The following is a 25,592-nucleotide window of genomic DNA, read 5'->3' as shown; positions in this document are numbered from 1 at the left end:
ACCACCAAATGTGGGAGCGGGCTTGCTCGCGAAGACGGTGCGTCAGCCAACATTTTCACAACCTGACATACCGCCTTCGCGAGCAAGCCCGCTCCCACAATGGATTTCGCACATAGCATCGACTGCTATGCTGGTTTGACCGTGTTGCATCGACGCTGAGCGCCAGTCAAGAGAGAGCCCGTCATGTCCCAGTTGCCGTCCCTGAGCCAGTTACGCGACCCCAATGCCTTTCTTCGCCGCCACCTCGGGCCTGATGCCGCCGAGCAACAGGCGATGCTCGACAGCCTCGGCCTCGGCAGCCGGGTCGAGTTGATCGAGCAGACGGTACCGCCGGGAATCCGCCTGAACCGGCCACTCGACCTGCCGCCTGCTCTCGACGAAGAAGCCGCGCTGGCCAAGCTGCGCGGTTATGCCGAGCAGAACCAGGTCTGGACCAGCCTGATCGGCATGGGCTATCACGGGACGCTGACGCCGGCCGTCATACTGCGCAACGTCCTGGAAAATCCCGGCTGGTACACCGCGTATACACCCTACCAACCGGAAATCGCCCAGGGTCGCCTCGAAGCCCTGCTGAATTTCCAGCAGTTGACCATTGACCTCACCGGGCTGGAGCTGGCCAACGCCTCGCTGTTGGATGAAGCCACCGCGGCGGCGGAAGCCATGGCGCTGGCCAAGCGGGTCGCCAAGTCGAAAAGCAACCTGTTCTTTGTCGACGAGAACTGCCATCCACAGACTATCTCCGTGGTGCAAACCCGCGCCGAAGGTTTCGGCTTCGAGCTGATCGTCGACGCTGTGGATAACTTGAAGCAGCACCAGGTGTTCGGTGCGCTGCTGCAGTATCCCGACACCCACGGCGAGATCCGCGACCTGCGGCCGTTGATCGATCATCTGCATGCCCAGCAGGCGCTGGCGTGTGTCGCCACCGATCTGCTGAGCCTGCTGTTGCTGACCCCGCCGGGCGAGTTGGGGGCCGACGTGGTGTTCGGCTCCTCCCAGCGATTCGGCGTGCCCATGGGCTACGGCGGCCCCCACGCGGCGTTTTTTGCCAGCCGTGACGAGTACAAGCGGGCGATTCCCGGACGCATCATCGGCGTGTCGAAGGATGCCCGCAGCAACGTTGCCCTGCGCATGGCGCTGCAAACCCGCGAGCAGCATATCCGTCGTGAAAAGGCCAACTCGAACATCTGTACCGCGCAGGTGCTGCTGGCCAATATCGCCAGTTTCTACGCGGTTTACCACGGCCCGGAAGGGCTGAAACGAATTGCCCAGCGCGTGCACCGGCTGACCTGCATCCTTGCCGCTGGCCTTGAGCGCAAGGGCATTACCCGTCTCAACCAACACTTCTTCGACACGCTGACCCTGGAAGTCGGTGGCACCCAGACCGCGATCGTCGAAAGCGCCCAGGCCGCGCAGATCAACCTGCGCATTCTAGGGCGCGGGCAATTGGCTCTAAGCCTCGACGAAACCTGCGACGAAAGCACCGTGGCGAAGCTGTTCGATGTGTTCCTGGGGGCCGATCATGGGCTCAGCGTTGACGAACTGGACGCTGAAACCCTGGTTGGCGGCATTCCCGAAGCGCTCGGACGAACCTCGCCCTATCTGCGCCATCCGGTGTTCAATGCCCACCACAGCGAAACAGAGATGCTGCGCTACCTCAAGCAGCTGGAAAACAAGGATCTGGCGCTCAATCAATCGATGATCCCGCTGGGCTCTTGCACCATGAAGCTCAATGCCACCAGCGAGATGATCCCGATTACCTGGCCGCAATTCGCCAACCTGCATCCATTTGCGCCCAAGGAGCAGGCGGTCGGTTACTCGTTGATGATCGAAGAACTGGAGCGCTGGCTCTGCGCGATCACCGGGTTCGATGCGATCTGCATGCAACCCAATTCCGGGGCACAGGGTGAGTACGCCGGGTTGCTGGCGATCCGTAAATACCACGAGAGCCGCCAACAGGGCGGGCGGGATATCTGCCTGATTCCTTCGTCGGCCCATGGCACCAACCCAGCCTCGGCGCAAATGGCCGGGATGCGCGTGGTGATTGTGGAGTGCGACGAGGCGGGTAACGTCGATCTCGATGACCTGAAGGTAAAAGCCGCCCAGGCCGGGGATAAACTCGCCTGCCTGATGGCGACTTATCCGTCGACCCACGGCGTGTACGAGGAAGGCATCAGCGAAATCTGTGAAGTTATCCACAGCCACGGCGGCCAGGTGTACATGGACGGCGCCAACCTCAATGCCCAGGTCGGCCTCGCGCGCCCGGCGGACATTGGTGCCGACGTGTCACACATGAACCTGCACAAAACCTTCTGCATACCCCATGGCGGCGGTGGGCCGGGCATGGGGCCGATTGGCGTGCGCGCGCACCTGGCACCGTTCGTGGCCAACCACCCGGTGGTGCCGATCGATGGGCCGCTGGCGCAGAACGGCGCAGTCAGTGCGGCGCCTTGGGGCAGCGCAAGTATCCTGCCGATCAGTTGGATGTACATCGCCATGATGGGGCCGCAACTGGCCGACGCCAGTGAAGTCGCGATCCTCGCGGCGAATTACCTGGCGCGGCACCTGTCCGGCGCGTTCCCCGTGCTCTACACCGGGCGCAACGAGCGCGTGGCCCACGAGTGCATTCTTGACCTGCGGCCACTCAAGGTGCTGACCGGCATCAGCGAAGAAGACGTTGCCAAGCGCCTGATGGACTATGGCTTCCATGCGCCGACCATGTCGTTCCCAGTGCCAGGGACGTTGATGGTCGAGCCCACTGAAAGTGAATCGAAAGCAGAGCTGGACCGCTTTATCGGCGCGATGCTGAGCATCCGCGCGGAGATTACCGAAGTACAGAACGGCAACTGGCCGGCCGAGGACAACCCGTTGAAACGTGCGCCGCATACGCTGGCGGACATCACTGGCGTGTGGGAAAGGCCCTACAGTATCGAGCAGGCGGTCACACCGGATGCTCATACCAAGGCGCACAAATATTGGCCGGTGGTTAACCGGGTGGACAATGTCTACGGTGACCGGAACCTGTTTTGTGCGTGTGTGCCGCTGGACGAGTACCGCTGAAAAAACCCACGGCTTTGGTGTTGGCAATAAAAAATGCCGCTCATTTGAGCGGCATTTTTCTGTGCGGCAACTGGCTTATTCCGAAGCCACGGCATTCTTCGCCAGGATCGCATTCGCCAGTTCCATGTCCGTAGCCTGCAGCCCCGGGTTGTCGGCGCGGACTTTCTGCATCGCCGCTTCCAGGTACGGGCCGCGGATGCCGCCGTCACTGGCGACAAAACTGCCGGCATCGTCCTGGGCAGCGACGATCAGTTTGTGATCCTTGAACGTCAGGTAGGTCGAACCGGTGGTTGCACCGGAAGAAATGACGTTACGCCAAAAGCTATCGGCCATCGCCGAACCAACAGGCAGGGACAACAAAGCGATGGTAGCGACAGCAAGTTTGAGACGCATGATGGGTGACTCCACTGGATGAACTGCGGCGTTGGATTGCCAATCACCCCGTTGAGTTCCATAGCCGCCTATTCCGCTGCTTCAACCAGTAGGATCGCGCCTTGCTGGCCGACGACCCGCACGCGACTGCCGGGGACCGCGTCGGGTCCCTGGGCCAACCACACCCCGTCGGCGACTTTGATTTTGCCGCGGCCGTCGACAATGGCTTCATGCACCACAAAGGTTTTCCCGATCAGATCCTGGCCGCGCAGATTCAGGTTTGGTTGATCGCTTTGACGCACGGCGTTGCGTTGGCGTTGCCACCAGTACAAGGCGGTGGCGATCGAGAAAAGGCCGAACAGCAGAAACTGTAACTGCCACGACATGTCCGGCACGACAAAGGTCAAGACGCCCACGGCTGCAGCCGCCATGCCGATCCATAGCAGGTAGCCGCCAGCGCCAAACACCTCGAGAATCAACAGCACCGTGCCCAGCGCCAGCCAGTCCCAGAACGATAGATGCTGCACAAATGCCCACATGACGTGCCTCAGGCTTTCTTGTTATCAAAGGTGGCTTTGACGATTTCGCCGATACCGCCGACGGCGCCGATCATCGAGCTGGCCTCCAGCGGCATCAGGATGACCTTGCTGTTATTGGCGGAGGACAGTTTGCCCAAGGCATCGATGTACTTCTGCGCAACGAAATAATTGATCGCCTGAACGTTGCCGCTTGCAATGGCCTCGGAGACCACTTTGGTCGCCTGGGCTTCCGCCTCGGCTTGCCGCTCGCGGGCTTCCGCTTCAAGGAACGCGGCCTGACGACTGCCTTCGGCCTCAAGGATTTGCGCCTGTTTCTTGCCTTCGGCGGTCAGGATCGCGGCGGCACGCAGGCCTTCGGCTTCAAGAATTTGTGCGCGCTTGATCCGCTCTGCTTTCATTTGACCGGACATCGCCGCCATCAGGTCGGCGGGTGGGCTGATGTCCTTGATTTCGATCCGGGTAATCTTGATGCCCCACGGCGCGGTTGCCTCATCGACGGTACGCAGGAGTTTTTCGTTGATGCCGTCGCGCTGGCTGAGCATCGCGTCGAGCTCCATGGAGCCGAGCACGGTGCGGATGTTGGTTTGCAGCAGATTGCGGATGGCGTGTTCGAGGTTGTTCACCTCGTAGGCCGCCTGGGGAGTGTTGACCACCTGGAAGAAACACACTGCGTCGATTTGCACCGTGGCGTTGTCGGCAGTGATGACTTCCTGAGGCGGAATATCCAGCACGCTTTCCATCACATTCATCTTGCGACCGATACGGTCCATGATCGGAATGATGATGTTCAGCCCAGGCTTGAGCGTGTTGGTGTAGCGGCCGAAACGTTCGACGGTCCATTCAAAGCCCTGGGGCACGACTTTGAACCCCATGAACAGAATGGCGACTACCAGGCCGATAAAAAGTAAAAGCACACTGCCGATCTGCATAACGATTCCCTGTTGATGCCTAGGTCTTGTGTCGCAGGAGTGTAGCGAGGCTGCCGGCGTATAAATACGGCTCATCGCCCTCCTGCATCATCAGGTGACACAAATCGGTTATTTCTGCTCGCTCTGCGGCGTCACCCGCAACACCTCCTCGATCGTGGTCAAACCTGCGGCCACTTTCTGTGCACCCGACAATCGCAAGCTGCGCATGCCTTCCTTGAAAGCCTGGCGTCGCACCGCGAGCAAGTCGGTGTCGGGATTGATCAGCGCCTTGAGGCCGTCGCTCAGTTGCATGATTTCGTACACCCCGGCGCGACCGTGATAGCCGGTGTCGCGGCATTCCAGACAGCCGATGGCACGCTGGGCGTTGCCAGGCAACGGTGCTTGCCAGGGCCGGGTCAGGGTTTGCCAATCTTCTTCGGCCAAGGCTTGCGGGGCCTTGCAGTGTGGGCACAAGGTGCGCACCAGGCGTTGGGCCATCACGCCAAGCACGGTGGCCTTGATCAGGTAATGCGGTACGCCGAGTTCCAGCAGGCGGCTGATGGCACTGGGCGCATCGTTGGTGTGCAGGGTCGACAGCACCAGGTGCCCGGTGAGGGCGGCCTGGATGGCCATCTCGGCGGTTTCCAGGTCGCGGATCTCGCCGATCATGATGATGTCCGGATCTTGCCGCATCAGCGCCCGGACTCCGGCGGCGAAGGTCAGGTCGATGTTGTGCTGGACCTGCATCTGGTTGAACGCTGGCTCGACCATCTCTATCGGGTCTTCGATGGTGCAGAGGTTGACCTCCGGTGTGGCCAGTTTTTTCAATGTGGTGTAGAGCGTGGTGGTCTTGCCCGAGCCGGTGGGGCCGGTGACCAGGATGATGCCATTGGGCTGGCGGGTCATGTCCTGCCAGCGCCGCAGGTCGTCGGCGGAAAAACCCAGCTGATCGAAATCCTTGAGCAGCACCTCCGGGTCAAAGATCCGCATGACCATTTTTTCGCCAAAGGCTGTGGGCAGGGTCGAGAGCCGCAACTCGACTTCGCCGCCCTCCGGCGTCTTGGTTTTCACCCGGCCGTCCTGGGGTTTGCGTTTCTCTGCGACGTTCATTCGCCCGAGGCTTTTCAGGCGACTGACGATGGCCATGGTCACCTGTGGCGGGAATTGATAGACGTTGTGCAGCACGCCGTCGATGCGAAAGCGCACCGTGCCCTGTTCGCGCCGGGGCTCGATGTGGATATCGCTGGCGCGCTGCTGGAAGGCGTACTGGAACAGCCAGTCAACGATATTGACGATGTGCGCGTCGTTGGCATCGGGTTCCTGATCGCTGGCGCCGAGGTTGAGCAACTGTTCGAAGTTGCCCAGGGTGTTGACCGGCTGTTCACCGTTGTTCGCGCCGGTGACCGATTTGGCCAAGCGAAAGAACTCGACGCTGAAACGCTGGATGTCCACCGGGTTGGCCACCACGCGCTTGATTGGCAGCTTCAGCACGTGGGTCAGGTCGGCTTCCCAGGCGGTGACGTAAGGCTGGGCGCTGGCGATCGTCACTGCGTCGCGATCGACCGACACCGCGAGGATCTTGTGGCGTTGGGCGAAGGCGTAGGACATCAGTGGGGTCACGGCCGCGACGTTGATTTTCAGCGGATCGATACGCAGGTAGGGCTGGCCGGCCTGCTGGGACAGCCACAGGGTCAGGCTTTCAAGGTCGAGGTGCTTGCCGGGCCGGCTGAGGTCGTCCAGGTGTTGGCCGGCGATAAACTCCAGCGGGTGCATCTGGCCATTGGCGGCGTGACGGCGTCGGGCGTTGAGCGCCTGTTCGGCTGAGTCCTGGCTGACAAAACCCTGGGCGACCAGTTCACGCAGCACATCATTGAGATCCAGCCAGCGGTCCTGAAAGGCGATTTGTACGGACATGCGGGCTCCTTTGTACGACAGTGCGCAAAGGATAGTCGTGACCCTGCAAGCCGTTGGGCCACTACCCGACGAAGCCGTATCGGGTCTTGTCAGCCAGCGGCCTGAGCCGCTTCAACCCATGCCGAATCAGCGGCTTGCAGGTCGACGGAGCACATGCTGATCAAGTTTCGAAGTTTTTCCGCAATCACTTGGGCGCGATGCCAGCTCAATCCGTCGATGACGACATCGATCGCCAGCAAGTCTTGCTGGCGCTGCACGTTCACCTGTTCGGGTGTCAGAAACTGCAAGGCGAACAGGTTGAGCGCGCGGCACAGCAGATCCGGTTCTGCTTCGGCCAGCAGTTGGTAGTGAACGCGACAGTGGGCGTTGTCGGCATTCCAGGCATCAAAGCGGGTGGGTGAGGTCGTTACGGCTTCCAGGTACGGCATGCTCGGTCTCCAGTTCATTGGAGAAATTTTTACATTCGCCGGCGGGTATTTCTTATCTATGATTGGCCGTTTCGCGGCTTTGGCGAATCGTATAATTCACAGAATTATCAGTTGAGGGTTTTTTTATGCACAGCGAACTGGACGGCTACGACCGCAGGATTCTTGCCTTGCTGCAAGAGGATGCTTCGCTCTCCAGCGCGCAGATTGCCGAGCAGGTGGGGCTTTCGCAGTCGCCCTGCTGGCGGCGGATCCAGCGGATGAAGGAGGAGGGGATCATTCGTGGCCAGGTGACCTTGCTCGACCGCAAGAAAATCGGCCTGAACACGCAAATTTTCGCCCAGGTAAAGCTCAACGCCCATGGCCGTTCGAACTTCACCGAATTCACCGAGGCGATTCGCGGGTTTCCCGAGGTGCTGGAGTGTTACGTACTGATGGGGGCAGTGGACTTCATGCTGCGCATCGTGGCGGCGGACATCGAGGCGTATGAGCGGTTTTTCTTTGAGAAGCTGTCGCTGGTGCCGGGGATTCAGGAGGTGAACTCGGTCGTGGCGTTGTCGGAGATCAAGTCGACCACCAGTTTGCCGGTCTAGGATTTTGTCGTGGGTGTGCGGGCCCCATCGCCAGCAAGCCGGCTCCTACAGGATTTGAGTCGATCACAAATTCACTGTAGGAGCTGGCTTGCCAGCGATGGCGGTTTTACAGACGCAGCAGCATCTTCCAGGCACGATTCTGATAAACCGCGATCGCCTGTTGCTTGCGCTCATCCAGGGTTTCATCGGTGATCGGCTCGTTTGCCAGTTGCGCCAGCTTGTTCAGCTCGCCGTACAGCCGATCCATTTCCGGGATCTCCAGCACGTTGCGCGCGTGGTGCAGCCAGACCTGGATGCGTTCGATGCGCGGCAATTGCTCGGCCAGGTCTTCCGGCTGTTGCTGGTAACGCTGCAATTGCAGCGAAGTGGCTTCTTCGCCCAGCAGGCGTGGCAGCCAGCTGCCCAATTGCGCGGCACCTTGGCGATTGCCGCGGGTGTTGCGGTCGGCGGTCCAGGTGCGGGCGAGCAACCAGCGCGAGGTGTTCAGGGAGAACAGGCCCCAACGCGGGTCTTCGAGCTCTTCGAGGAATTGTTCCGGCGCGGCTTTGCGCACGTCTTCATCGTCCAGGCCGGCCTGGACCAGCGGGCGCCAGTCTTCCAGCAAGGCGTCGAGTGCAACACGCAGATCGTGGGTCGATTGACGCGGCGCAGCCTGGCCGAGGCTGCTGATCAGCGCACGCATTTCAGCCAGGTTCTCGACCCAGTCCAGCAACAGGCGCCAGTGACCATTGAAGCGATACTGCTCGGCCAGGCGCTGGCTGCTGCCCAGCAAGTGCCAGCATAGCGCGGCGAAGGCGTCGTCCAGTGGCGTTTCGGCGCTGATCTGCGGCGCCGGCAGGCTCAACGAATAACTGTGGGCGTCGTAGAGGCGATAGCCACGTTCGGCCTTGCTGATATCGCATGGCATCAGGGCCAGTTTCTCGGCCAGTTCGGCGGCCAGTTCCAGCAGCGCGGCGGGTTCGCCTTCGCGCAATTCCAGTTCCAGTTCGCAGATTTCTTCTTTCTGCTTGCCGACCACAACATGGCCCAGGTCCAGTGCCGCCTCGATGACGACCTTGGTCTTGCCACGGCCCCAGGCGATTTCTGCGCGCTCGCGGACGAAGTCGGTGGTGAAGATGGCTTTTAGGGTTTTCTTGTCCAGTTCAGCCAGTTCTTCTGGCCAGCACTCACCGTCGAGTTTTTTCAGGTCGAGCTTGGCCTTGGGCAGGTTCCAGTCGTACTCGTTACGTACGGACAGGCCGGCGACACTTTGGCCACGGGTCTTGAGGGTCTGGATCACTTCTTCGCCATCCTTGCGCAGGCGCAGGGCGACTTTGGCCCGGGCCAGGTCACGCTCCGGCGTGTCGAAGTATTGATTCATCAACTCACGGCGTTCCCAGCCACTTTTGTTGCGTTTTTTCAATAACGGGTGCTCGCGCAGGGCGGCGAGGGTTTCGCGGCTGACGCGGAGTTTGATTTCGGTTTCTTTCTGCATGGCCGGAAAATCCAGGATCGGGAGCGCAGCCGGGGGAATGTGTGGCTGCCAAGGTCGTGCAGTGTACAGGACTCACCGCTCCTCCGCGCCGCGGCGGTTTATTCCTGGCGCCAGATGGTTCTATGATGGTCCTCAATTCGGAAGTTGGAGTCAGCGATGCCTTTGCCGTCCATGAAAGATCAGTTCGCTGCACTGATCGCTGCGCCGTCCGTCAGTTGCACTCAAGCGAACCTCGATCAATCCAACCGCCCGGTGATCGACCTGCTGGCCGCGTGGCTCGGCGACCTGGGTTTTGCCTGCGATATCCAGCAAGTCAGCCCCGGAAAATTCAACCTGCTGGCGAGTTTCGGCAGCGGCCCCGGCGGGCTGGTCCTGGCCGGTCACAGTGACACCGTGCCGTTCGATGGCGCGCTGTGGCAGACCGATCCATTGAAGCTGACTGAAGTCGACGGCCGCTGGGTCGGCCTGGGCAGTTGCGACATGAAGGGCTTTTTCGCCCTGGCCATCGAAGCCGTCAGGCCGCTGCTCGACCAACCGTTCAAGCAGCCACTGCTGATCCTTGCCACCTGCGATGAAGAAAGCTCGATGTCCGGTGCCCGGGCGCTGGCTCAGGCAGGAAGGCCGCTGGGGCGTGCGGCAGTGATCGGCGAGCCGACCGGGCTCAAGCCGATCCGCATGCACAAGGGCATCATGATGGAACGCATCGATATCCTCGGGCAGAGCGGCCACTCCTCAGACCCGCGCCTGGGCCACAGCGCGCTCGAAGCCATGCATGATGCCATTGGCGAACTGCGCGGCCTGCGATTGTTGTGGCAGCGCCAATTCCGTAACCCGCAGTTCAGCGTACCGATGCCGACCATGAACTTCGGTTGCATCCATGGTGGCGACAACCCCAATCGCATCTGCGGGCAGTGTTCACTCGAATTCGACCTGCGGCCGTTGCCGGGGATGGATCCCACGGTCCTGCGTGCCGAGATCCTGCAGAAGCTCAAGCCAATTGCCGAACGCCATCAGGTGAAGATCGACTACGCGCCGCTGTTCCCCGCCGTGCCGCCGTTCGAGCAGGCCGAAGATGCCGAACTGGTGCGCATCGCCGAAAAGCTTACCGGGCATGCTGCTGAAGCAGTGGCATTCGGCACCGAAGCGCCTTATCTTCAGCGCCTTGGCTGCGAAACACTGGTGCTCGGCCCGGGCGATATCGCTTGCGCCCACCAACCGGGGGAATTCCTCGAAATGTCACGTTTGCAGCCTACGGTGCATCTATTACGTCAGCTGATTGAACATTACTGCCTGACGACCGTCAGTTGAATGCAATCCATGTGGGAGCGGGCATGCTCGCGAAAGCAGCATGTCAGCTACATCAATTTTGACTGATACACCGCCTTCGCGAGCAAGCCCGCTCCCACAGGGTCTGTGCTTTGGCTGACAAGCCGTATAAATTGCCGGTGTTCCAACCCGTATTCATGAGGAGAGCGCGCGTGTCGCCAAGCCTGTTCCGACGATAACCATCAGCCCGCTGTGCGTTTTGCTGTTTCGCCCTTTTTTCGGCTGCTATTTATTACAGGCCCAGGTTCATGCCCGAATACGTCAATTGGCTTCGTCACGCTTCGCCCTACATCAACGCCCACCGCGACTGCACCTTTGTCGTCATGCTGCCCGGCGATGGCGTTGAACATCCGAACTTCGGCAACATCGTCCACGACCTGGTGCTGTTGCACAGCCTGGGCGTGCGCCTGGTGCTGGTGCACGGTTCCCGCCCGCAAATCGAAGCACGCCTCGAGGCTCGCGGCCTGACCCCGCATTACCACCACGGAATGCGCATCACCGATGCCGCGACGCTGGAGTGCGTGATCGATGCGGTCGGTCAACTGCGCATCGCCATCGAAGCGCGCCTGTCCATGGACATGGCGTCGTCGCCCATGCAGGGCTCGCGCCTGCGGGTGGCCAGCGGCAACCTGGTGACCGCACGGCCGATCGGCGTGCTTGAAGGCGTCGACTATCACCACACCGGCGAAGTGCGTCGGGTCGACCGCAAGGGCATCAATCGCCTGCTGGACGAGCGCTCCATCGTGCTGCTGTCGCCGCTGGGCTACTCGCCGACCGGAGAAATTTTCAACCTCGCTTGTGAAGATGTCGCCACGCGCGCGGCCATCGACCTGAGCGCGGACAAACTGCTGCTGTTTGGTGCCGACCTTGGCCTGATCGATGAAAACGGCCGGCTGGTACGCGAACTGCGTCCACAACAGGTGCCGGCGCATCTGCAGCGCCTGGGCAGCAACTATCAGGCCGAGCTGCTGGATGCCGCCGCTGAAGCCTGCCGAGGTGGCGTAGCCCGCAGTCATATCGTCAGCTACGCCGAAGACGGTGCGCTGCTGACCGAACTATTCACCCGGGACGGTGGCGGCACGCTGGTGGCCCAGGAGCAATTCGAGGTGGTGCGCGAAGCGGCCATCGAAGACGTCGGCGGCTTGCTGGACTTGATCAGCCCGCTGGAAGAGCAGGGCATTCTGGTACGCCGCTCCCGCGAAGTGCTCGAGCGTGAGATCGAGCAGTTCAGCGTGGTTGAACGTGAGGGCATGATCATCGCCTGTGCGGCGCTCTACCAGATCGCCGATTCCGATGCCGGGGAGCTGGCGTGCCTGGCGGTGAATCCGGAGTACCGTCATGGCGGTCGCGGTGATGAATTGCTCGAGCGCATTGAAACCCGTGCTCGGGCCCAGGGCTTGAAAACCTTGTTCGTCCTCACCACTCGTACGGCACACTGGTTCCGCGAGCGCGGCTTCGTGCCAAGTAGCGTTGATCGCCTGCCGTCGGCACGGGCGTCGCTGTACAACTATCAGCGCAATTCGAAGATCTTCGAAAAAGCCCTGTAACTCCGGCCTCAGGATGGATCGTTCCCACGCGGTGCGTGGGAACGATCATCACCGGGGTGTTGCGTTACTCCTGCACGAACTTCGCGCTCACATACGGCGAATAGTCCGGCAGCACCGTTTCTACCTTCCCTTGCTCCTTCAAGAACTTCGCCGTCTCGCCAATCGCCTTGGCCGTGCCACCGTCCAGAAGGGCGGAGGTCTGTTGCGCCTGAGCATCCGGGAACGCGGACCCAGCCAGCAGTTCCGGTACATCGGCAGCGTTGGCACCGGTCAGTTTGGCGATTTTTTGCACCGCTACCGAATCGGCGGTCCAGCTGTCCTTATGCGCCGCATAGTCAGCAAATGAGTCCAAAGTGACCTTGGCGAATTTCGCCACGACCTCCGGATGTTTTTCGGCGTAATCCTTGCGTGCCACCCAGACTTCGAAGGTCGGCGCACCCCATTGGCCGACCTCCGCGGCATCGGTCAAGGTCCTGCCGGTCTTGCGAATTTCCCCCAGGGCTGGCGACCAGACGAACGCGCCGTCGATGTCTCCACGCTTCCACGCGGCGGCGATTTCCGCCGGTTGCAGGTTCACCACTTTGACTTTCGAGGCGTCCAGGCCCCAGTGCTTCAGCGCGCCCAACAGGCTGTAGTGGGATGTGGAAACGAACGGCGTGGCGATGGTCTTGCCGATCAGATCTTCCGGTTTCTCGATACCACTGCCATTGCGCACCACCAAGGCTTCGGCGGCGTTGATTTGCGCGGAAACGAGGAACGCGACAATTGGCAGATTGCGCGAGGCAGCGGCGGCCAGGGGGCTGGAGCCGAGGTTGCCGATCTGCACATCTCCCGAAGCAATGGCTGTAACAACCTCCGGGCCACTGTTGAAACGCCGCCAGTCGATTTTCTCGCCAATGGTTTTTTCGTAGAGGCCATCGGCCTGGGGCACTTTGCTGGGATCGATACCGGTCTGGTAACCCACTGTGAGATTCGCCGCATGGGCGGAAAAAGAAACCAGCAACGATACACAAACTGTAACAAATGGCCGGGATAGTGCGCGCTTGTTCGTCATGGCATGGGCCTTTTCGATTAGTTTTGTGGCGGAATTGCTACTAAAACTAATCGATCTAAAAAATGCCTAATAAATACCATTTAGGAATTAGCTTATGAGGCAGACGCTCTGTCCTGAGGGGGGTGAGCAGGGTGAGCTAAATTCCTAAACGGTATGAGAAAAGAATTTGTTCTTTCTTTTCAGGTTTGTGACGAACTCATGACCTGCATGGACCAAAAAAACGGGGATTAGACTATGGTCGTAGACACACAAAGTTACGATTGACTTGTGAGTCACGCTGCGGCGCTAATCGCGCATCTTAGGATCCGGAACATCCGATTTCGGGCCAGGAACACAAGAATTAGAAACGAGAGGAGCTAAAACAATGAACAAGTCCACCTTGGCCCTGGCCGTGGCGGTAGGGGTTTTGGCGCAGCAGGCAGGCGCCGCGGGTTTCATCGAAGACAGCAAGGCTTCGGTCAGTTCGCGAACCTATTACTTCGACGCCGATAACCGTGAAGGCGCCAAAACGCCTGCCAACCGGCAGCGCGAGGCTGCTGAAGGCCTCAAGTTCGATTTCCAGTCCGGCTATACCCCAGGCACTGTCGGTTTCGGCTTTGACGCCCAGGCACTGGTCGGTATCCACCTGGACGGGGGCAAGGGCCATCACCCAGACAACAACTCCTTCAGCCCTAGCGATTCCGATGGGTCGGCAACGGATGAGTGGAGCCGTCTGGCGGGCAACGTCAAGGCACGCATCTCGAAGACCGAGGCCCACCTCGGTGGCGCCCTGCAGCCAAACATGCCGATCCTGATCGCCAACGACAGCCGCGTGCTGCCACAGACCTTCGAAGGTGGCACCATCACCTCGAAGGAAATCGACAACGTGACCTTCAACGTGGGTCAAATGGAGCACGCGACCGGTCGCGCCTCTTCCAACAGCACCGGCCTGGCCGTGGCTGGCGGTACTCAGGAAAGCAACCAGTTCCGCTACGCCGGTGCTGACTGGAAGGTCACCAAAGACCTGTTGCTGCAGTACTACTACGCGAACCTGGAAGACTACTACAAGCAGAATTTCCTCGGCCTGGTGCACGTTTACCCGATCGCCTCCAACCAGTCGTTCAAGACTGATCTTCGTTATTTCGACAGCAGTTCCGATGGCAAGAACGGCGACCCTGGCTACCGCTTCAATAACAACAATGGCTACGCCAAGAATCCGGGAGAAGTGGATAACCAGACCTGGAGCGCCACCTTCACCTATACCCTGGGTGGCAGCGCGTTCCTGCTTGGCCATCAGCGTATCAGCGATGACGGCGGCTTCGTATTCCTGAACCAGGGTAACGTCGTCGATGGTAACGGTCGTAACGAAGGCGCCGGCGGCGCCAGCTTCTACTCCTTCACCGATGCCACTGTGGGTAGCTTCATCCGTGCCGGTGAAAACACTTCGTACGGCCAGTACTCCTACGACTTCGCCTCGTTGGGTGTGCCCGGTTTAAAAGCTTCGGCAGCCTACTTGTACGGCCAGGACATCAAGGCCACCAACGGCGTGGGCAAAGACCTGAACGAGCGTGAAACCGACCTGCGCGTGGATTACGTGATTCAAACGGGTGCATTGAAAGGGTTTGGTACGACGTTGCGTCACGGCATGTACCGTGGCAACACCAGCACCCTCGACCAGGACCAGACCCGTCTGATCTTCAACTACACCTACGCCTTCAAGTAAGTCGTAGCGGAAGCCTCGTCACTGGACGAGGCTTTTTTTCGCGTTCATTTCTATATTCCATAAAAGATGTTTCTGATTATTTTTTATTCTTTTTAGCTTTCTTCTCAAGCGCTTAAAGTAAGGCTATCCGACACGCACCGTAAGCCTCGGATCGAGCTTTCAAATCCCCGAACACCCAAAAATTCCAGGAATTGGCCTGTCGCCGATACCTCGGGCCTGCGCTGTCGGGGCATATTCCTAAATGCGATTAAAATTAATTCTGCAATTCTTTTTAGGATTATGAACGGGTATTCTGCGCGGCCCAAAAAAACGACCGCTCAAGACGGTCTGGCGCGAATGGCGCTTGCGGATCCAGGGCATTCGACCCAGGACCAGGAACTAGAAAACGATAGGAGCGAAACAATGAACAAGTCCACCTTGGCCCTGGCTGTGGCTGTAGGGGTTTTGGCGCAGCAGGCAAGCGCCGCCGGTTTCATCGAAGACAGCAAGGCAACGTTGGGGCTGCGCAACTTCTACATCAACACCGACTACCGCGACGGTACCGGTCCGAACAAAAACGAAGAATGGGGCCAAGGCTTCGATCTGCGTTTCACCTCCGGTTATACCCAAGGTCCTGTCGGCTTCGGTATCGATGCGATCGGCCTGCTGGGCGTGAAGCTGGATTCGGGCGGCGGCACCAATGGCGCCACGTCGTCTTCTTACGGCGGCACGGTATTCCCGAGCAAGTCCAACGGCGAAGCGGTTGACGACTTCTCCAGCCTGGGCCTGACTGCCAAAGCCAAGATCTCCCAGACCGAGCTGAAATTGGGCACCCTGCAGCCAAAACTGCCAGTGATCGTGACCAACGATGGTCGTCTGTTGCCACAAACCTGGCAGGGTGGCCAACTCTCCTCGGGTGACATCAAGGACCTGACCCTGATCGGTGGTCAGATCGAGCAGGTCAAAGGTCGTAACTCGAGCAACAACGAGCAATTGTCGATCTCCGGCGCCAACAGCCGTGCCTCAACAGGTCGAGACAGCAACAAGTTCATCTACGCCGGGGGGGACTACAAACTCACCAAGGACCTGACGGCCCAGTACTACTACGGCAACCTCGAAGAGTTCTACAAGCAACACTTCCTGGGCCTGGTACACAACTGGTCGATCGGTCCTGGTGTGTTGAAGTCGGACTTGCGCTACTTCAACAGCTCCGACGACGGTGCCAACGGTCACGACCCGCTCTACTACACCACGGGCAACTACAACGCGCCGAGCGGTAAAGGCAAGGTCGACAACAACCTGTACAGCGGCCTGTTCCTCTACACCGTTGCCGGTCATACCTTCGGTGGCGGTTACCAGGTCAGCAATGGCAGCAGCGATTTCCCGTGGCTGAACCAGGGCGACGGATCGTCGGCCTACATCATCACCGACTCGCAAATCCAGAAGTTCGCCCGTGCCGGCGAACGCACCTGGCAGGCGCGCTACTCCTATGACTTCGCCAAGCTCGGCGTGCCTGGCCTGACGGCGGGTGTGGTGTACCTGCATGGCGACGACATCAACACCGTTAACGCTGCCGGTCGTGAAGCGGCCAGCGGCGCTTCCGAGTGGGAACGCGACCTGACCGTGGGTTACGTCGTGCAGTCCGGTGCGTTGAAAAACCTCGGCGTGCAGTGGAAGAACGCCACCTGGCGCACCGATCTGCCGAACACGCGTTCCCAGGACGAGAACCGCCTGATCGTCAGCTACTCGATCCCGCTGTTGTAATAGCGCTCGGGTAACCCAGGCAAAAAAAGCCCCACCCGGCATCACGCCGGGCGGGGCTTTTGTGTTTTCGAGGCGGGCTCACCCCCGTAAACCCGCCTTGAAAGTCCCTCTTTTGCAGCAACTCAAGGCCTTCTCGAACCTTGTGGCCGATGTTCGTCGCGATGCGTTCACACGTCCAGTGAAGAGATGTTTAATATTTCCTTTAGTGCTAAATAAATCGATATTTATTCTTTTTAACAGATAAAAAATACAGGCACAGTTGAGCCCATCAAGCACTCACAAGGAACAGCACCATGGGCCTCAGACTCGGCGATATCGCCCCCGATTTCGAACAGAACTCCAGCGCTGGTGCTATCCAGTTCCACCAATGGCTGGGCGATAGCTGGGGTGTGCTGTTCTCCCACCCGGCCGACTTCACGCCGGTGTGCACCACCGAGCTGGGCTTCACCGCCAAGCTGAAAGATGAATTCGCCAAGCGTGGGGTCAAGGCCATCGCCCTGTCTGTCGACCCGGTGGAATCGCACCACCGGTGGATCGAAGACATTAACGAAACCCAGGATACCGTGGTCAATTTCCCGATTCTCGACGATGCCGACCGCAAGGTCTCGGACTTGTACGATCTGATCCATCCCAACGCCAACGACACCCTGACGGTGCGCTCGCTGTTTGTGATCGACCCGAACAAAAAGGTCCGGCTGACCATCACCTACCCGGCGAGCACGGGGCGCAACTTCAATGAAATCCTGCGGGTAATCGATTCGCTGCAACTCACTGACAACTACAAGGTGGCCACCCCGGCCAACTGGCAGGACGGTGATGAGGTGGTGATCGTGCCGTCGCTCAAGGATGAAGATGAAATCAGACAGCGTTTTCCCAAGGGCTATCGCGCGGTGAAACCGTACCTGCGCCTGACGCCGCAGCCGAACAAATGAGTCATTGAGCTTTGTGGTTTGGCACATGCCGCTTTCGCGAGCAAGCCCGCTCCCACAGTGACCGCGTACCCCTGTGGCAGCGGGTTTGCTCGCGAAGACGGCGGGTCAGGCAACGCAGCGTTCAGAGTGAAATGCATCCATAAAGCAGGGGGATTTCAGGCCGTTTTAACGGCCTGTTTTTTTGCCGGGAAGAAACTGATTCGTATATCTCTTAAACGAATAACCAAATGAATAAATATGATTTATGGATATATTAATCAGCTGTTAAGGTCACTCCATCAAAGCGAGATCGCAAGCCGCGAATCGCCAACACCGTTTGAGGAAGTCTCCCAATGCTGGTTGTCTCACTGGGCGGAAGTCCCAGCCAGCGCTCCCGTTCCGGGGTGCTGTTGGATCGCTCTCGACGTTGGTTACAAGAGCGGGGCGTGGAGGTTGTGAGTTATCAGGTACGGGACTTCCCGGCCGAAGACTTGCTGCACGCCCGCTTCGACAGCCCGAAGGTCGTCGATCTGCTGCAGCAGATTGAAAACGCCGACGGCCTGTTGATCGCCACGCCGGTGTACAAGGCTTCGTTCTCCGGGGCCCTGAAAACCGTGCTGGATCTGCTGCCCGAGCGTGCCCTGAGCCACAAGGTGGTGTTGCCCATGGCCACGGGTGGCAGCATTGCCCACATGCTGGCGGTGGATTACGCGCTCAAGCCGGTGCTGTCGGCGTTGAAGGCCCAGGAACTGCTGCAGGGGATTTTCGCCGTCGACAGCCAGATCGCCTACGGCGAAGGCAGCGCCCTGGCGCAGTTGGCGCCGGAACTGGAACAACGACTGACTGAGTCGCTGGAGTTGTTTTTCAGCGCCATGGCACGACGGCCCCGGCCGCTCGATCCGAACCTGTTGAATGATCGTTTGTTGAGTGCTCGCTGGAGCATTTAAGCCTCACTTAAGCCACAACCTGAAATTGAAGTACTGGCCTTACTCGCCCGCCAACGGGCAAGCAGGTGCAGCCTAAACCCAACTGCAAAAAGGAGAGCGCCATGCGCCCTGTCATTTTGCGTCGCGGTCTGGTCGCTCTGTTTGCTGCGGCTGTCACCTTCGGCGCCATTACTCAAGCTCAAGCCGAGACACTCCGTATCGGTTATCAGAAATACGGCACCCTGGTGCTGCTCAAAGCCAAAGGCACCCTGGAAAAACGCCTCGCCGCGCAAGGCGTCGACGTGCAATGGACTGAATTCCCCGGTGGCCCGCAATTGCTCGAAGGCCTGAACGTCGGCTCCATCGACTTCGGCGTCACCGGCGAAACCCCGCCAGTGTTCGCCCAGGCCGCAGGTGCCGATCTGCTCTATGTCGCCTACGAACCGCCAGCACCGCACAGTGAAGCGATCCTGGTGCCGAAGGACTCGCCGATCAAATCGGTGAAGGACCTCAAGGGCAAGAAAGTCGTCCTGAACAAAGGCTCCAATGTGCACTACCTGCTGGTGCGCGCCCTGGAAGACGCCGGCCTCAAGTACACCGATATCCAGACCGTTTTCCTGCCGCCGGCCGATGCCCGCGCTGCGTTCGAGCGTGGCAGCGTCGATGCCTGGGTCATCTGGGACCCGTACCAGGCGGCCGCCGAACAGCAGCTGCAAGCGCACACCCTGCGCGATGGCCAGGGCATCGTCGACAACCACCAGTTCTACCTCGCTACCAAGCCCTATGCGCAGAAAAACCCGGAGGTGATCAAGACCCTCGTGGAGGAAGTGCGCGCGGTCGGCGAATGGTCCAAAGCCAATCCTGAAGACGTGACCCAGCAGGTTTCGCCACTGCTCGGCCTGCCGACCGACATCACCCTGAAGTCGGTGAAACGCCAGGGCTATGGCGCGCTGTTCCTGACCCCGGACGTGGTCGCCGCCCAGCAGAAAATCGCCGACAGCTTCTATCAGCTCAAGCTGATTCCCAAGCCGCTCCGCATCCAGGACGTGATCTGGACGCCTCCGGCGGCCGTTGCGAAAGCCCAGTAAAAATCCGATTCCCCCAAGGAGACCACTCCATGAGCCTCAATATCTTCTGGTTCCTGCCTACCCACGGCGACGGCCATTACCTTGGCACCGCCGAAGGCGCTCGCGCCGTCGACCACGGTTACCTGCAACAGGTCGCGCAAGCGGCGGATCGCCTGGGTTTCGGCGGAGTGCTGATTCCCACCGGGCGCTCCTGCGAAGATTCGTGGTTGGTGGCGGCGTCGCTGATCCCGGTGACCCAGCGTTTGAAATTCCTCGTCGCCCTGCGCCCCGGGATCATTTCCCCGACGGTGGCGGCACGGCAGGCTGCGACCCTGGATCGCCTGTCCGGCGGCCGTGCGCTGTTCAACCTGGTGACCGGCGGTGATCCGGAAGAGTTGGCCGGTGACGGTCTGTTCCTCAGCCACGAAGAGCGCTACCAGGCCTCGGTGGAATTCACCCGCATCTGGCGTCGGGTGCTGGAAGGCGAAACCGTTGATTACGACGGGCAGCACATCAGCGTGAAGGGCGCCAAGTTGCTCTATCCGCCGATCCAGCAACCGCGTCCGCCGCTGTACTTCGGCGGCTCGTCGGAAGCGGCCCAGGACCTCGCGGCCGAGCAGGTCGAAATGGTCCTGACCTGGGGGGAGCCACCGGCTGCCGTTGCCGAGAAAATCGCCCAGGTGCGCGCCAAGGCTGCCAAGCTGGGGCGCACCGTGCGCTTCGGGATTCGTCTGCATGTGATCGTGCGCGAAACCAACGCCGAGGCCTGGCAAGCGGCCGATCGCCTGATTTCGCACCTGGACGACGACACCATCGCTCGCGCCCAGGCTTCGCTGGCGCGCTTCGACTCCGTTGGCCAGCAACGCATGGCTGCGCTGCACGGCGGCAATCGCGACAACCTCGAAGTCAGCCCCAACCTGTGGGCCGGCGTTGGCCTGGTGCGCGGCGGTGCCGGTACGGCGCTGGTGGGTGACGGCCCAACCGTTGCGGCGCGCGTGAAGGAATACGCGGACTTGGGCATCGACACCTTTATCTTCTCCGGTTACCCACACCTGGAAGAGTCGTATCGCGTCGCCGAACTGCTGTTCCCGCACCTGGACATCGAACGTCCGGAGCTGCCGAAAAGCGCGGGTTACGTCAGCCCGTTTGGCGAGATGGTCGCCAACGACATTCTCCCGAAAGCCGCGTCCCAGAGCTGAGGCGCGCCATGAAGAAGATCTTTCACAGCCTTGCACCCTGGGCATTACCGGTCCTGCTGTTGGCGGTGTGGCAGCTGTCGGTGTCGGCGGGCTGGTTGTCGACGCGGATCCTGCCGGCGCCGATTGCCGTGATCGAAGCCGGTGTGGAACTGGTGCGCAGCGGCGAAATCTGGACGCACCTGGCAATCAGCGGCTGGCGCGCGGCGCTGGGTTTCGCCATTGGCGGCGGCATCGGCCTGACCCTGGGTTTTATCACCGGTCTGTCGAAATGGGGTGAGCGCCTGCTCGACAGCTCGGTGCAGATGATCCGCAACGTGCCACACCTGGCGCTGATCCCATTGGTGATCCTGTGGTTCGGCATCGACGAGTCGGCAAAGATTTTCCTGGTGGCCCTGGGCACCTTGTTCCCGATCTACCTCAACACCTATCACGGCATCCGCAACGTCGATCCGGCGTTGGTGGAGATGTCCCACAGCTATGGGTTGTCCGGCTTCAGCCTGTTCCGCCAGGTGATCCTGCCGGGTGCGCTGCCTTCGATCCTGGTCGGTGTGCGGTTTGCCCTGGGTTTCATGTGGCTGACCCTGATCGTCGCGGAAACCATTTCCGCCAGCTCCGGCATCGGCTACCTGGCAATGAACGCTCGGGAGTTCCTGCAGACCGACGTGGTGGTGCTGGCGATTCTGCTGTACGCGGTGCTCGGCAAACTGGCCGACCTCGCCGCCCGTGGACTCGAGCGTGTGTGGCTGCGCTGGCATCCGGCTTATCAGGTCGTCAAGGGAGGTGCCGCATGACTGCGGAGCAACCTCCACGCCTGCTGCGCGGGATTCCGCTGGCGGTGCGCAAGCTGCAAAAAACCTTCGGCTCGCGGCAGGTGCTGCGTGAGATCGACCTGCACATTCCGGCGGGTCAGTTCGTCGCGGTGGTCGGTCGCAGTGGCTGTGGAAAAAGTACCTTGCTGCGTTTGCTGGCTGGTCTCGATCAACCTACCGGCGGTGAATTGCTGGCCGGTTCCGCGCCGCTGAGTGAGGCGCGGGAAGACACCCGCTTGATGTTCCAGGAAGCGCGTCTGCTGCCGTGGAAAAAGATCATCGACAACGTCGGCCTAGGTCTCAAGGGCAACTGGCGGCCAAAGGCGCTGGAAGCGCTGGAAGCGGTCGGCTTGGCGGATCGCGCCAACGAGTGGCCGGCGGCCCTGTCCGGTGGGCAGAAGCAACGAGTGGCGTTGGCTCGCGCATTGATCCACCAACCGCGCTTGCTGCTGCTCGACGAGCCATTGGGGGCCCTGGATGCGCTCACTCGAATCGAGATGCAGCAACTGATCGAACGGCTCTGGCAACAGCACGGCTTCACCGTGCTGCTGGTGACCCACGACGTCAGTGAAGCGGTGGCGATTGCCGATCGGGTGATCCTGATCGAAGACGGCGAAGTGGGCCTCGACCTGCACGTGGAACTGCCGCGCCCTCGGGTTCGCGGCTCCCATCGGTTGGCGGCGCTGGAAACCGAAGTGCTCAACCGCGTGCTGTCACTGCCCGGCCAACCGCCGGAGCCGGAACCTGTTTCACCCTTGCCTACGCAGTTGCGTTGGGCTCAATAACTCAAGCCTCAATCAACGACAGGAATCAACATCATGACTATCAAGGCCATCAACGTACGCAACCAGTTCAAAGGCTCCATCAAGGAAATCGTCCTGGGCGATGTGCTGTCGGAAATCGACGTGCAGACCGCGTCCGGGATCGTCACGTCGGTGATCACCACGCGTTCGGTGAAAGAGCTGGAACTGGCGGTGGGCAGCGAAGTGATCGCGTTCGTGAAATCCACCGAGGTGTCGATCGCCAAGTTGTGAGGGCGTGGGCAGTCAGTGAGACCGCGGCGCGGCCTTCGCGAGCAGGCTCGCTCCCACAGGTTTTTGGGTTGGCCACACAATGTGTGTTCAGCACCAGCCCACTGTGGGAGCGAGCCTGCTCGCGATGGGGCCAGTGCGGCGTATAAAGATCAGGCAGGTACAGCGCGCTTGGGCAGGTAAGGCGGTAAATACAGCCCCAGGTACGCATCAAACACCCGCATTCCTTCTTCGGCCATGCGCGGCGTGATCTGCCCGTGCTGCTGCACCGAGCGTGCATACACCCGGTCCCCGAGCTCCATGGCCAGGGCAAACACATCGACATCACCCGGCAGCTTCGGCAGCTCGAAGTGGTGGTCGAAGAGTTTGTGCATCAGGTCGCCCAGTTCGATGTCGTGCTGGCGGTCGGCCTGGGTGACTTCGGTCAGGCCGTGCTGGGCGAGGATCAGTTGGCGGGCGGCGGCGTCTTCGCTGTAGATCTCCAGCATGCGTTGCTCCACCAGCCGCGACAGGTCACGCCAGCCACTCAAGGCGTGATGGTCGATGGGCGCTTGCAGGCAGGCGCGGAAGGCCGCATGGACGTCGGCCGTCAGCGCTTCGAGCAGGGACGGGACGCTGGCGAAGAAGTGGTAGACGGAGGAAGGCGGGATCTGCGCGCGTTCGGCGACGCTGTAGATCGACAGACTGGCCACGCCCTCGGCGGCCAGCAGCGTGCGGGCGGCATCGAGTATCGAATCGATCCGGGCCTGGCTGCGGGCGCGGGGTTTGCGAGCGGTGGCGGTGCGCGTCATTGGAGTCTCCTGCGGGGCAGGGGGCATTGTACGAGCAGGTATCTGTGTTGTCTGCCAGGACGCCTTCGCGAGCAAGCCCGCTCCCACACTTGAACTGTGTACGCAGGACAAATGTGGGAGCGGGCTTGCTCGCGAAGCAGGCGACTCGGTTCTACTGAAATTACCCATAAAAAACGCCGCAGGCTTTTAACAGCCGGCGGCGTTTTTTTACTGCAGCCGCTTAAACGGTATGCAGGTACCAGTTGTACTCAAGGTCGGAGATGGAGTGTTCAAACTCCTCCAGCTCGCTTTCCTTGCAGGCCACGAAGATATCGATGTATTTCGGATCGATGTACTTGGCCATGACTTCGCTGTCGTCCAGCTCGCGCAATGCATCGCGCAGGTTGTTCGGCAGGCTCTGCTCGTTCTGCTCGTAGCTGTTGCCTTCCACCGGCGCATTCGGCTCGATCTTGTTGACCAGGCCGTGGTGCACGCCTGCCAGGACCGAAGCCATCAGCAGGTAAGGGTTGGCATCGGCGCCGGCCACACGGTGTTCGATACGCACGGCATCGGCGGAGCCGGTAGGTACGCGAATTGCCACGGTGCGGTTGTCCAGGCCCCAGCACGGTGAGTTCGGCACATAGAACTGCGCACCGAATCGACGGTAGGAGTTGACGTTCGGGCAGAGGAAAGCCATCTGCGCCGGTAGGGTCTCGAGCACACCGCCGATCGCGTGACGCAGCGCGGCGTTCTGCTCGGGATCCTCACTGGCAAAAATATTCTTGCCGTCCTTGTCGAGAATCGAAATGTGTACGTGCAGCCCGTTGCCCGCCTGGCCCGGGTAAGGCTTGGCCATGAAGGTGGTGTCCATTTCATGGTCGTAGGCGATGTTCTTGATCAGGCGCTTGAGCAGTACCGCGTAGTCGCAGGCCTTGATCGGGTCGGCGACGTGGTGCAGGTTCACTTCGAACTGCGCCGGGGCACTTTCCTTGACGATGGCGTCGGCCGGGATGCCTTGCTCTTTCGCACCTTCCAGAATGTCCTGGAGGCAGTCGACGTATTCGTCGAGGTCGTCGATCAGGTAGACCTGTGTCGAGTGCGGACGTTTGCCGGAGATCGGCGAGCGCGGCGGTTGCGGACGACCGTTCACGTTCTCCTGGTCGATCAGGTAGAACTCCAGTTCGAACGCGGCGCAGATGGTCAGGCCCAGTTCATCGAACTTGGTCACGACTTGTCGCAGGACTTCGCGTGGGTCGGCGAAGAAAGGATCACCTTCGAGTTCGTGCATGGTCATCAACAGTTGCGCGGTGGGGCGCTTCTGCCATGGCTCGTTGCACAGGGTATCGGGGATTGGATAGCAGATTCGATCGGCGTCGCCGATGTCCAGGCCCAGGCCGGTGCTTTCCACCGTGGAGCCATTGATATCCAGAGCAAATAGAGAGGCCGGCAGGTTGATGCCTTTCTCGTAAACCTTGTGGAGGCTGGTGCGTTCGATGCGCTTGCCGCGCACCACACCATTCATATCCGCAATCAGAAGGTCAACGTACAGAACCTCAGGATGTTCCTTAAGGAACGCGTTCGCTTCGTTAAGCTGAACGGCACGCGGGGGTACCGACATGATGCAACACCTTTGTTGTTAAAAATATCAATCATTGATCTTTTCGGATTCCAGTCAACCCGAACGGCTTGCCGAAGTCAAGCGAGGCCTTTTTTGCCCTAAAAAAGCGCTCGCGTGGCTTTTTTGAGGCTCTTTGGGGCGTTTTTATAGCCCTTGGCCGTTTGACGCCCGCAGGCTTGAGCGGGCCGTGTTGTATTTTTTACGGGGGTGTTGTGTAAAAAAATGAACAAGGCTAAGCTCGAATCAAACCCATAACAGCAATAATACCGGGGTGTTTCATGTATCGCCTGCCGATCATCGGCGTCACCGCCTGCTCTTCGCAGATCGGTCTGCATGCTCATCACATCAGTGGCGACATCTGCGTCAGCGCCGTGGCCGCAGCGGCTTCGGGCCTGTCGGCGATCCTCCCGTCCCTGGCGAATCAGCCGTCTCTGTCCGATATTCTGGACGGCCTCGACGGCACACCCATTACGGTTACTCCATTCAATATAGAACCGATTCACAATAGCGGCTCGGCCATCGTGCAGGTCACCGCTCGCGATTCTGCACGCCTGTCATGCGCAGAAGTACACACAAGCACGATAGCCTGGCGCAAACTTGCATTTCA

22 protein-coding genes and 1 pseudogene are annotated in these 25,592 nt (G+C 60.2%); 14 read left to right on the top strand and 9 right to left on the bottom strand.

The features are described 5' to 3' along the window. Positions 1-183: 183 nt before the first annotated feature. The gene (gene gcvP, locus NQL71_RS01605; RefSeq protein ID WP_274642188.1) at positions 184-3,057 is read left to right on the top strand and encodes an aminomethyl-transferring glycine dehydrogenase; all 2,874 of its coding nucleotides are present in this window, start codon (positions 184-186) and stop codon (positions 3,055-3,057) included. Between the two features lie 75 nt (positions 3,058-3,132). Here gcvP and NQL71_RS01600 read toward each other — a convergent pair whose 3' ends face one another. The 5 genes from NQL71_RS01600 to NQL71_RS01580 all read right to left on the bottom strand — a co-directional run bounded on the left by NQL71_RS01600 (position 3,133) and on the right by NQL71_RS01580 (position 7,218). After that, a complete protein-coding gene (locus tag NQL71_RS01600; protein WP_169857239.1) occupies positions 3,133-3,453 on the bottom strand; it encodes a DUF2388 domain-containing protein in 321 nt (106 codons plus the stop codon). 65 nt (positions 3,454-3,518) lie between these two features. Then, complete coding sequence (locus NQL71_RS01595) at positions 3,519-3,968, bottom strand: NfeD family protein (protein ID WP_046818433.1); 450 nt, start codon at positions 3,966-3,968, stop codon at positions 3,519-3,521. An 8-nt stretch (positions 3,969-3,976) separates the two neighbouring features. Then, complete coding sequence (locus NQL71_RS01590; protein WP_046818432.1) at positions 3,977-4,897, bottom strand: SPFH domain-containing protein; 921 nt, start codon at positions 4,895-4,897, stop codon at positions 3,977-3,979. A gap of 108 nt (positions 4,898-5,005) precedes the next feature. Continuing rightward, entirely contained in the window at positions 5,006-6,790 is a 1,785-nt protein-coding gene (gene tfpB / locus NQL71_RS01585; protein ID WP_077184806.1) for a type IV pilus assembly ATPase TfpB, read from the bottom strand. 89 nt (positions 6,791-6,879) lie between these two features. Further along, on the bottom strand, positions 6,880-7,218 hold the full coding sequence (locus tag NQL71_RS01580) for an ACT-like domain-containing protein (RefSeq protein ID WP_046818430.1): 339 nt from the start codon (positions 7,216-7,218) through the stop codon (positions 6,880-6,882). 125 nt (positions 7,219-7,343) lie between these two features. Here NQL71_RS01580 and NQL71_RS01575 point away from each other — a divergent pair, with 125 nt between their 5' ends. Further along, complete coding sequence (locus NQL71_RS01575) at positions 7,344-7,808, top strand: Lrp/AsnC family transcriptional regulator (protein ID WP_077184803.1); 465 nt, start codon at positions 7,344-7,346, stop codon at positions 7,806-7,808. A 106-nt stretch (positions 7,809-7,914) separates the two neighbouring features. Here NQL71_RS01575 and NQL71_RS01570 read toward each other — a convergent pair whose 3' ends face one another. Next, on the bottom strand, positions 7,915-9,282 hold the full coding sequence (locus NQL71_RS01570; RefSeq protein WP_274642187.1) for a CYTH domain-containing protein: 1,368 nt from the start codon (positions 9,280-9,282) through the stop codon (positions 7,915-7,917). 156 nt (positions 9,283-9,438) lie between these two features. On the opposite strand from NQL71_RS01570, the gene argE reads away from it, so the two are divergent. After that, complete coding sequence (gene argE / locus NQL71_RS01565; protein ID WP_046818427.1) at positions 9,439-10,590, top strand: acetylornithine deacetylase; 1,152 nt, start codon at positions 9,439-9,441, stop codon at positions 10,588-10,590. A gap of 266 nt (positions 10,591-10,856) precedes the next feature. Then, positions 10,857-12,155: an amino-acid N-acetyltransferase gene (argA, locus tag NQL71_RS01560; protein WP_046818426.1), complete on the top strand. Its 1,299-nt coding sequence runs from the start codon at positions 10,857-10,859 to the stop codon at positions 12,153-12,155. Between the two features lie 64 nt (positions 12,156-12,219). On the opposite strand, the gene tauA is transcribed toward argA, so the two are convergent. Beyond that, complete coding sequence (tauA, locus tag NQL71_RS01555) at positions 12,220-13,209, bottom strand: taurine ABC transporter substrate-binding protein (RefSeq protein ID WP_046818425.1); 990 nt, start codon at positions 13,207-13,209, stop codon at positions 12,220-12,222. Between the two features lie 364 nt (positions 13,210-13,573). Between tauA and NQL71_RS01550 the strand changes: the two genes are divergently transcribed. The 9 genes from NQL71_RS01550 (at position 13,574) to NQL71_RS01510 (ending at position 22,600) form a co-directional block, all read left to right on the top strand. Continuing rightward, positions 13,574-14,911: an OprD family outer membrane porin gene (locus tag NQL71_RS01550; RefSeq protein WP_046818424.1), complete on the top strand. Its 1,338-nt coding sequence runs from the start codon at positions 13,574-13,576 to the stop codon at positions 14,909-14,911. A 402-nt stretch (positions 14,912-15,313) separates the two neighbouring features. Further along, the gene (locus tag NQL71_RS01545) at positions 15,314-16,654 is read left to right on the top strand and encodes an OprD family porin (RefSeq protein WP_274642186.1); all 1,341 of its coding nucleotides are present in this window, start codon (positions 15,314-15,316) and stop codon (positions 16,652-16,654) included. A 293-nt stretch (positions 16,655-16,947) separates the two neighbouring features. After that, the gene (locus NQL71_RS01540; RefSeq protein WP_077184794.1) at positions 16,948-17,586 is read left to right on the top strand and encodes a peroxiredoxin; all 639 of its coding nucleotides are present in this window, start codon (positions 16,948-16,950) and stop codon (positions 17,584-17,586) included. 332 nt (positions 17,587-17,918) lie between these two features. Next, positions 17,919-18,512 carry an NADPH-dependent FMN reductase gene (gene ssuE / locus NQL71_RS01535; RefSeq protein WP_046818421.1) on the top strand — a complete coding sequence of 198 codons (594 nt, stop codon included), beginning with the start codon at positions 17,919-17,921 and terminating at the stop codon, positions 18,510-18,512. Positions 18,513-18,613: 101 nt separating this feature from the next. Then, entirely contained in the window at positions 18,614-19,579 is a 966-nt protein-coding gene (locus tag NQL71_RS01530; RefSeq protein ID WP_046818420.1) for a sulfonate ABC transporter substrate-binding protein, read from the top strand. Between the two features lie 29 nt (positions 19,580-19,608). Beyond that, entirely contained in the window at positions 19,609-20,757 is a 1,149-nt protein-coding gene (gene ssuD / locus NQL71_RS01525) for an FMNH2-dependent alkanesulfonate monooxygenase (protein WP_166618582.1), read from the top strand. A gap of 8 nt (positions 20,758-20,765) precedes the next feature. Next, positions 20,766-21,548 (top strand): aliphatic sulfonate ABC transporter permease SsuC, encoded by a 783-nt coding sequence (ssuC, locus tag NQL71_RS01520; RefSeq protein ID WP_274642185.1) that lies wholly within the window; start codon positions 20,766-20,768, stop codon positions 21,546-21,548. After that, positions 21,545-22,351 carry an aliphatic sulfonates ABC transporter ATP-binding protein gene (gene ssuB, locus NQL71_RS01515; RefSeq protein WP_166618583.1) on the top strand — a complete coding sequence of 269 codons (807 nt, stop codon included), beginning with the start codon at positions 21,545-21,547 and terminating at the stop codon, positions 22,349-22,351. Before ssuC ends, ssuB begins: the two co-directional genes overlap by 4 nt. 33 nt (positions 22,352-22,384) lie before the next feature. Continuing rightward, positions 22,385-22,600: a TOBE domain-containing protein gene (locus NQL71_RS01510; RefSeq protein ID WP_007967989.1), complete on the top strand. Its 216-nt coding sequence runs from the start codon at positions 22,385-22,387 to the stop codon at positions 22,598-22,600. 149 nt (positions 22,601-22,749) lie between these two features. Here NQL71_RS01510 and NQL71_RS01505 read toward each other — a convergent pair whose 3' ends face one another. Together NQL71_RS01505 and NQL71_RS01500 are read right to left on the bottom strand one after the other, a co-directional pair. After that, positions 22,750-23,388, bottom strand: coding sequence for a TetR/AcrR family transcriptional regulator (locus tag NQL71_RS01505; RefSeq protein ID WP_166618584.1), 639 nt, complete (start codon positions 23,386-23,388; stop codon positions 22,750-22,752). A gap of 220 nt (positions 23,389-23,608) precedes the next feature. Next, positions 23,609-24,985 (bottom strand): glutamine synthetase family protein, encoded by a 1,377-nt coding sequence (locus NQL71_RS01500; RefSeq protein WP_046818414.1) that lies wholly within the window; start codon positions 24,983-24,985, stop codon positions 23,609-23,611. 278 nt (positions 24,986-25,263) lie between these two features. Here NQL71_RS01500 and NQL71_RS01495 point away from each other — a divergent pair. After that, a pseudogene (locus tag NQL71_RS01495) lies at positions 25,264-25,536 on the top strand (gamma-glutamyl-gamma-aminobutyrate hydrolase family protein); the annotation flags it as partial. Positions 25,537-25,592: the final 56 nt, after the last annotated feature.

It is taken from the genome of Pseudomonas serbica (assembly GCF_028823535.1).
GTDB classification, from domain to species: Bacteria; Pseudomonadota; Gammaproteobacteria; order Pseudomonadales; family Pseudomonadaceae; genus Aquipseudomonas; species Aquipseudomonas serbica.
This window is presented reverse-complemented; position numbering and strand designations above follow the sequence as displayed.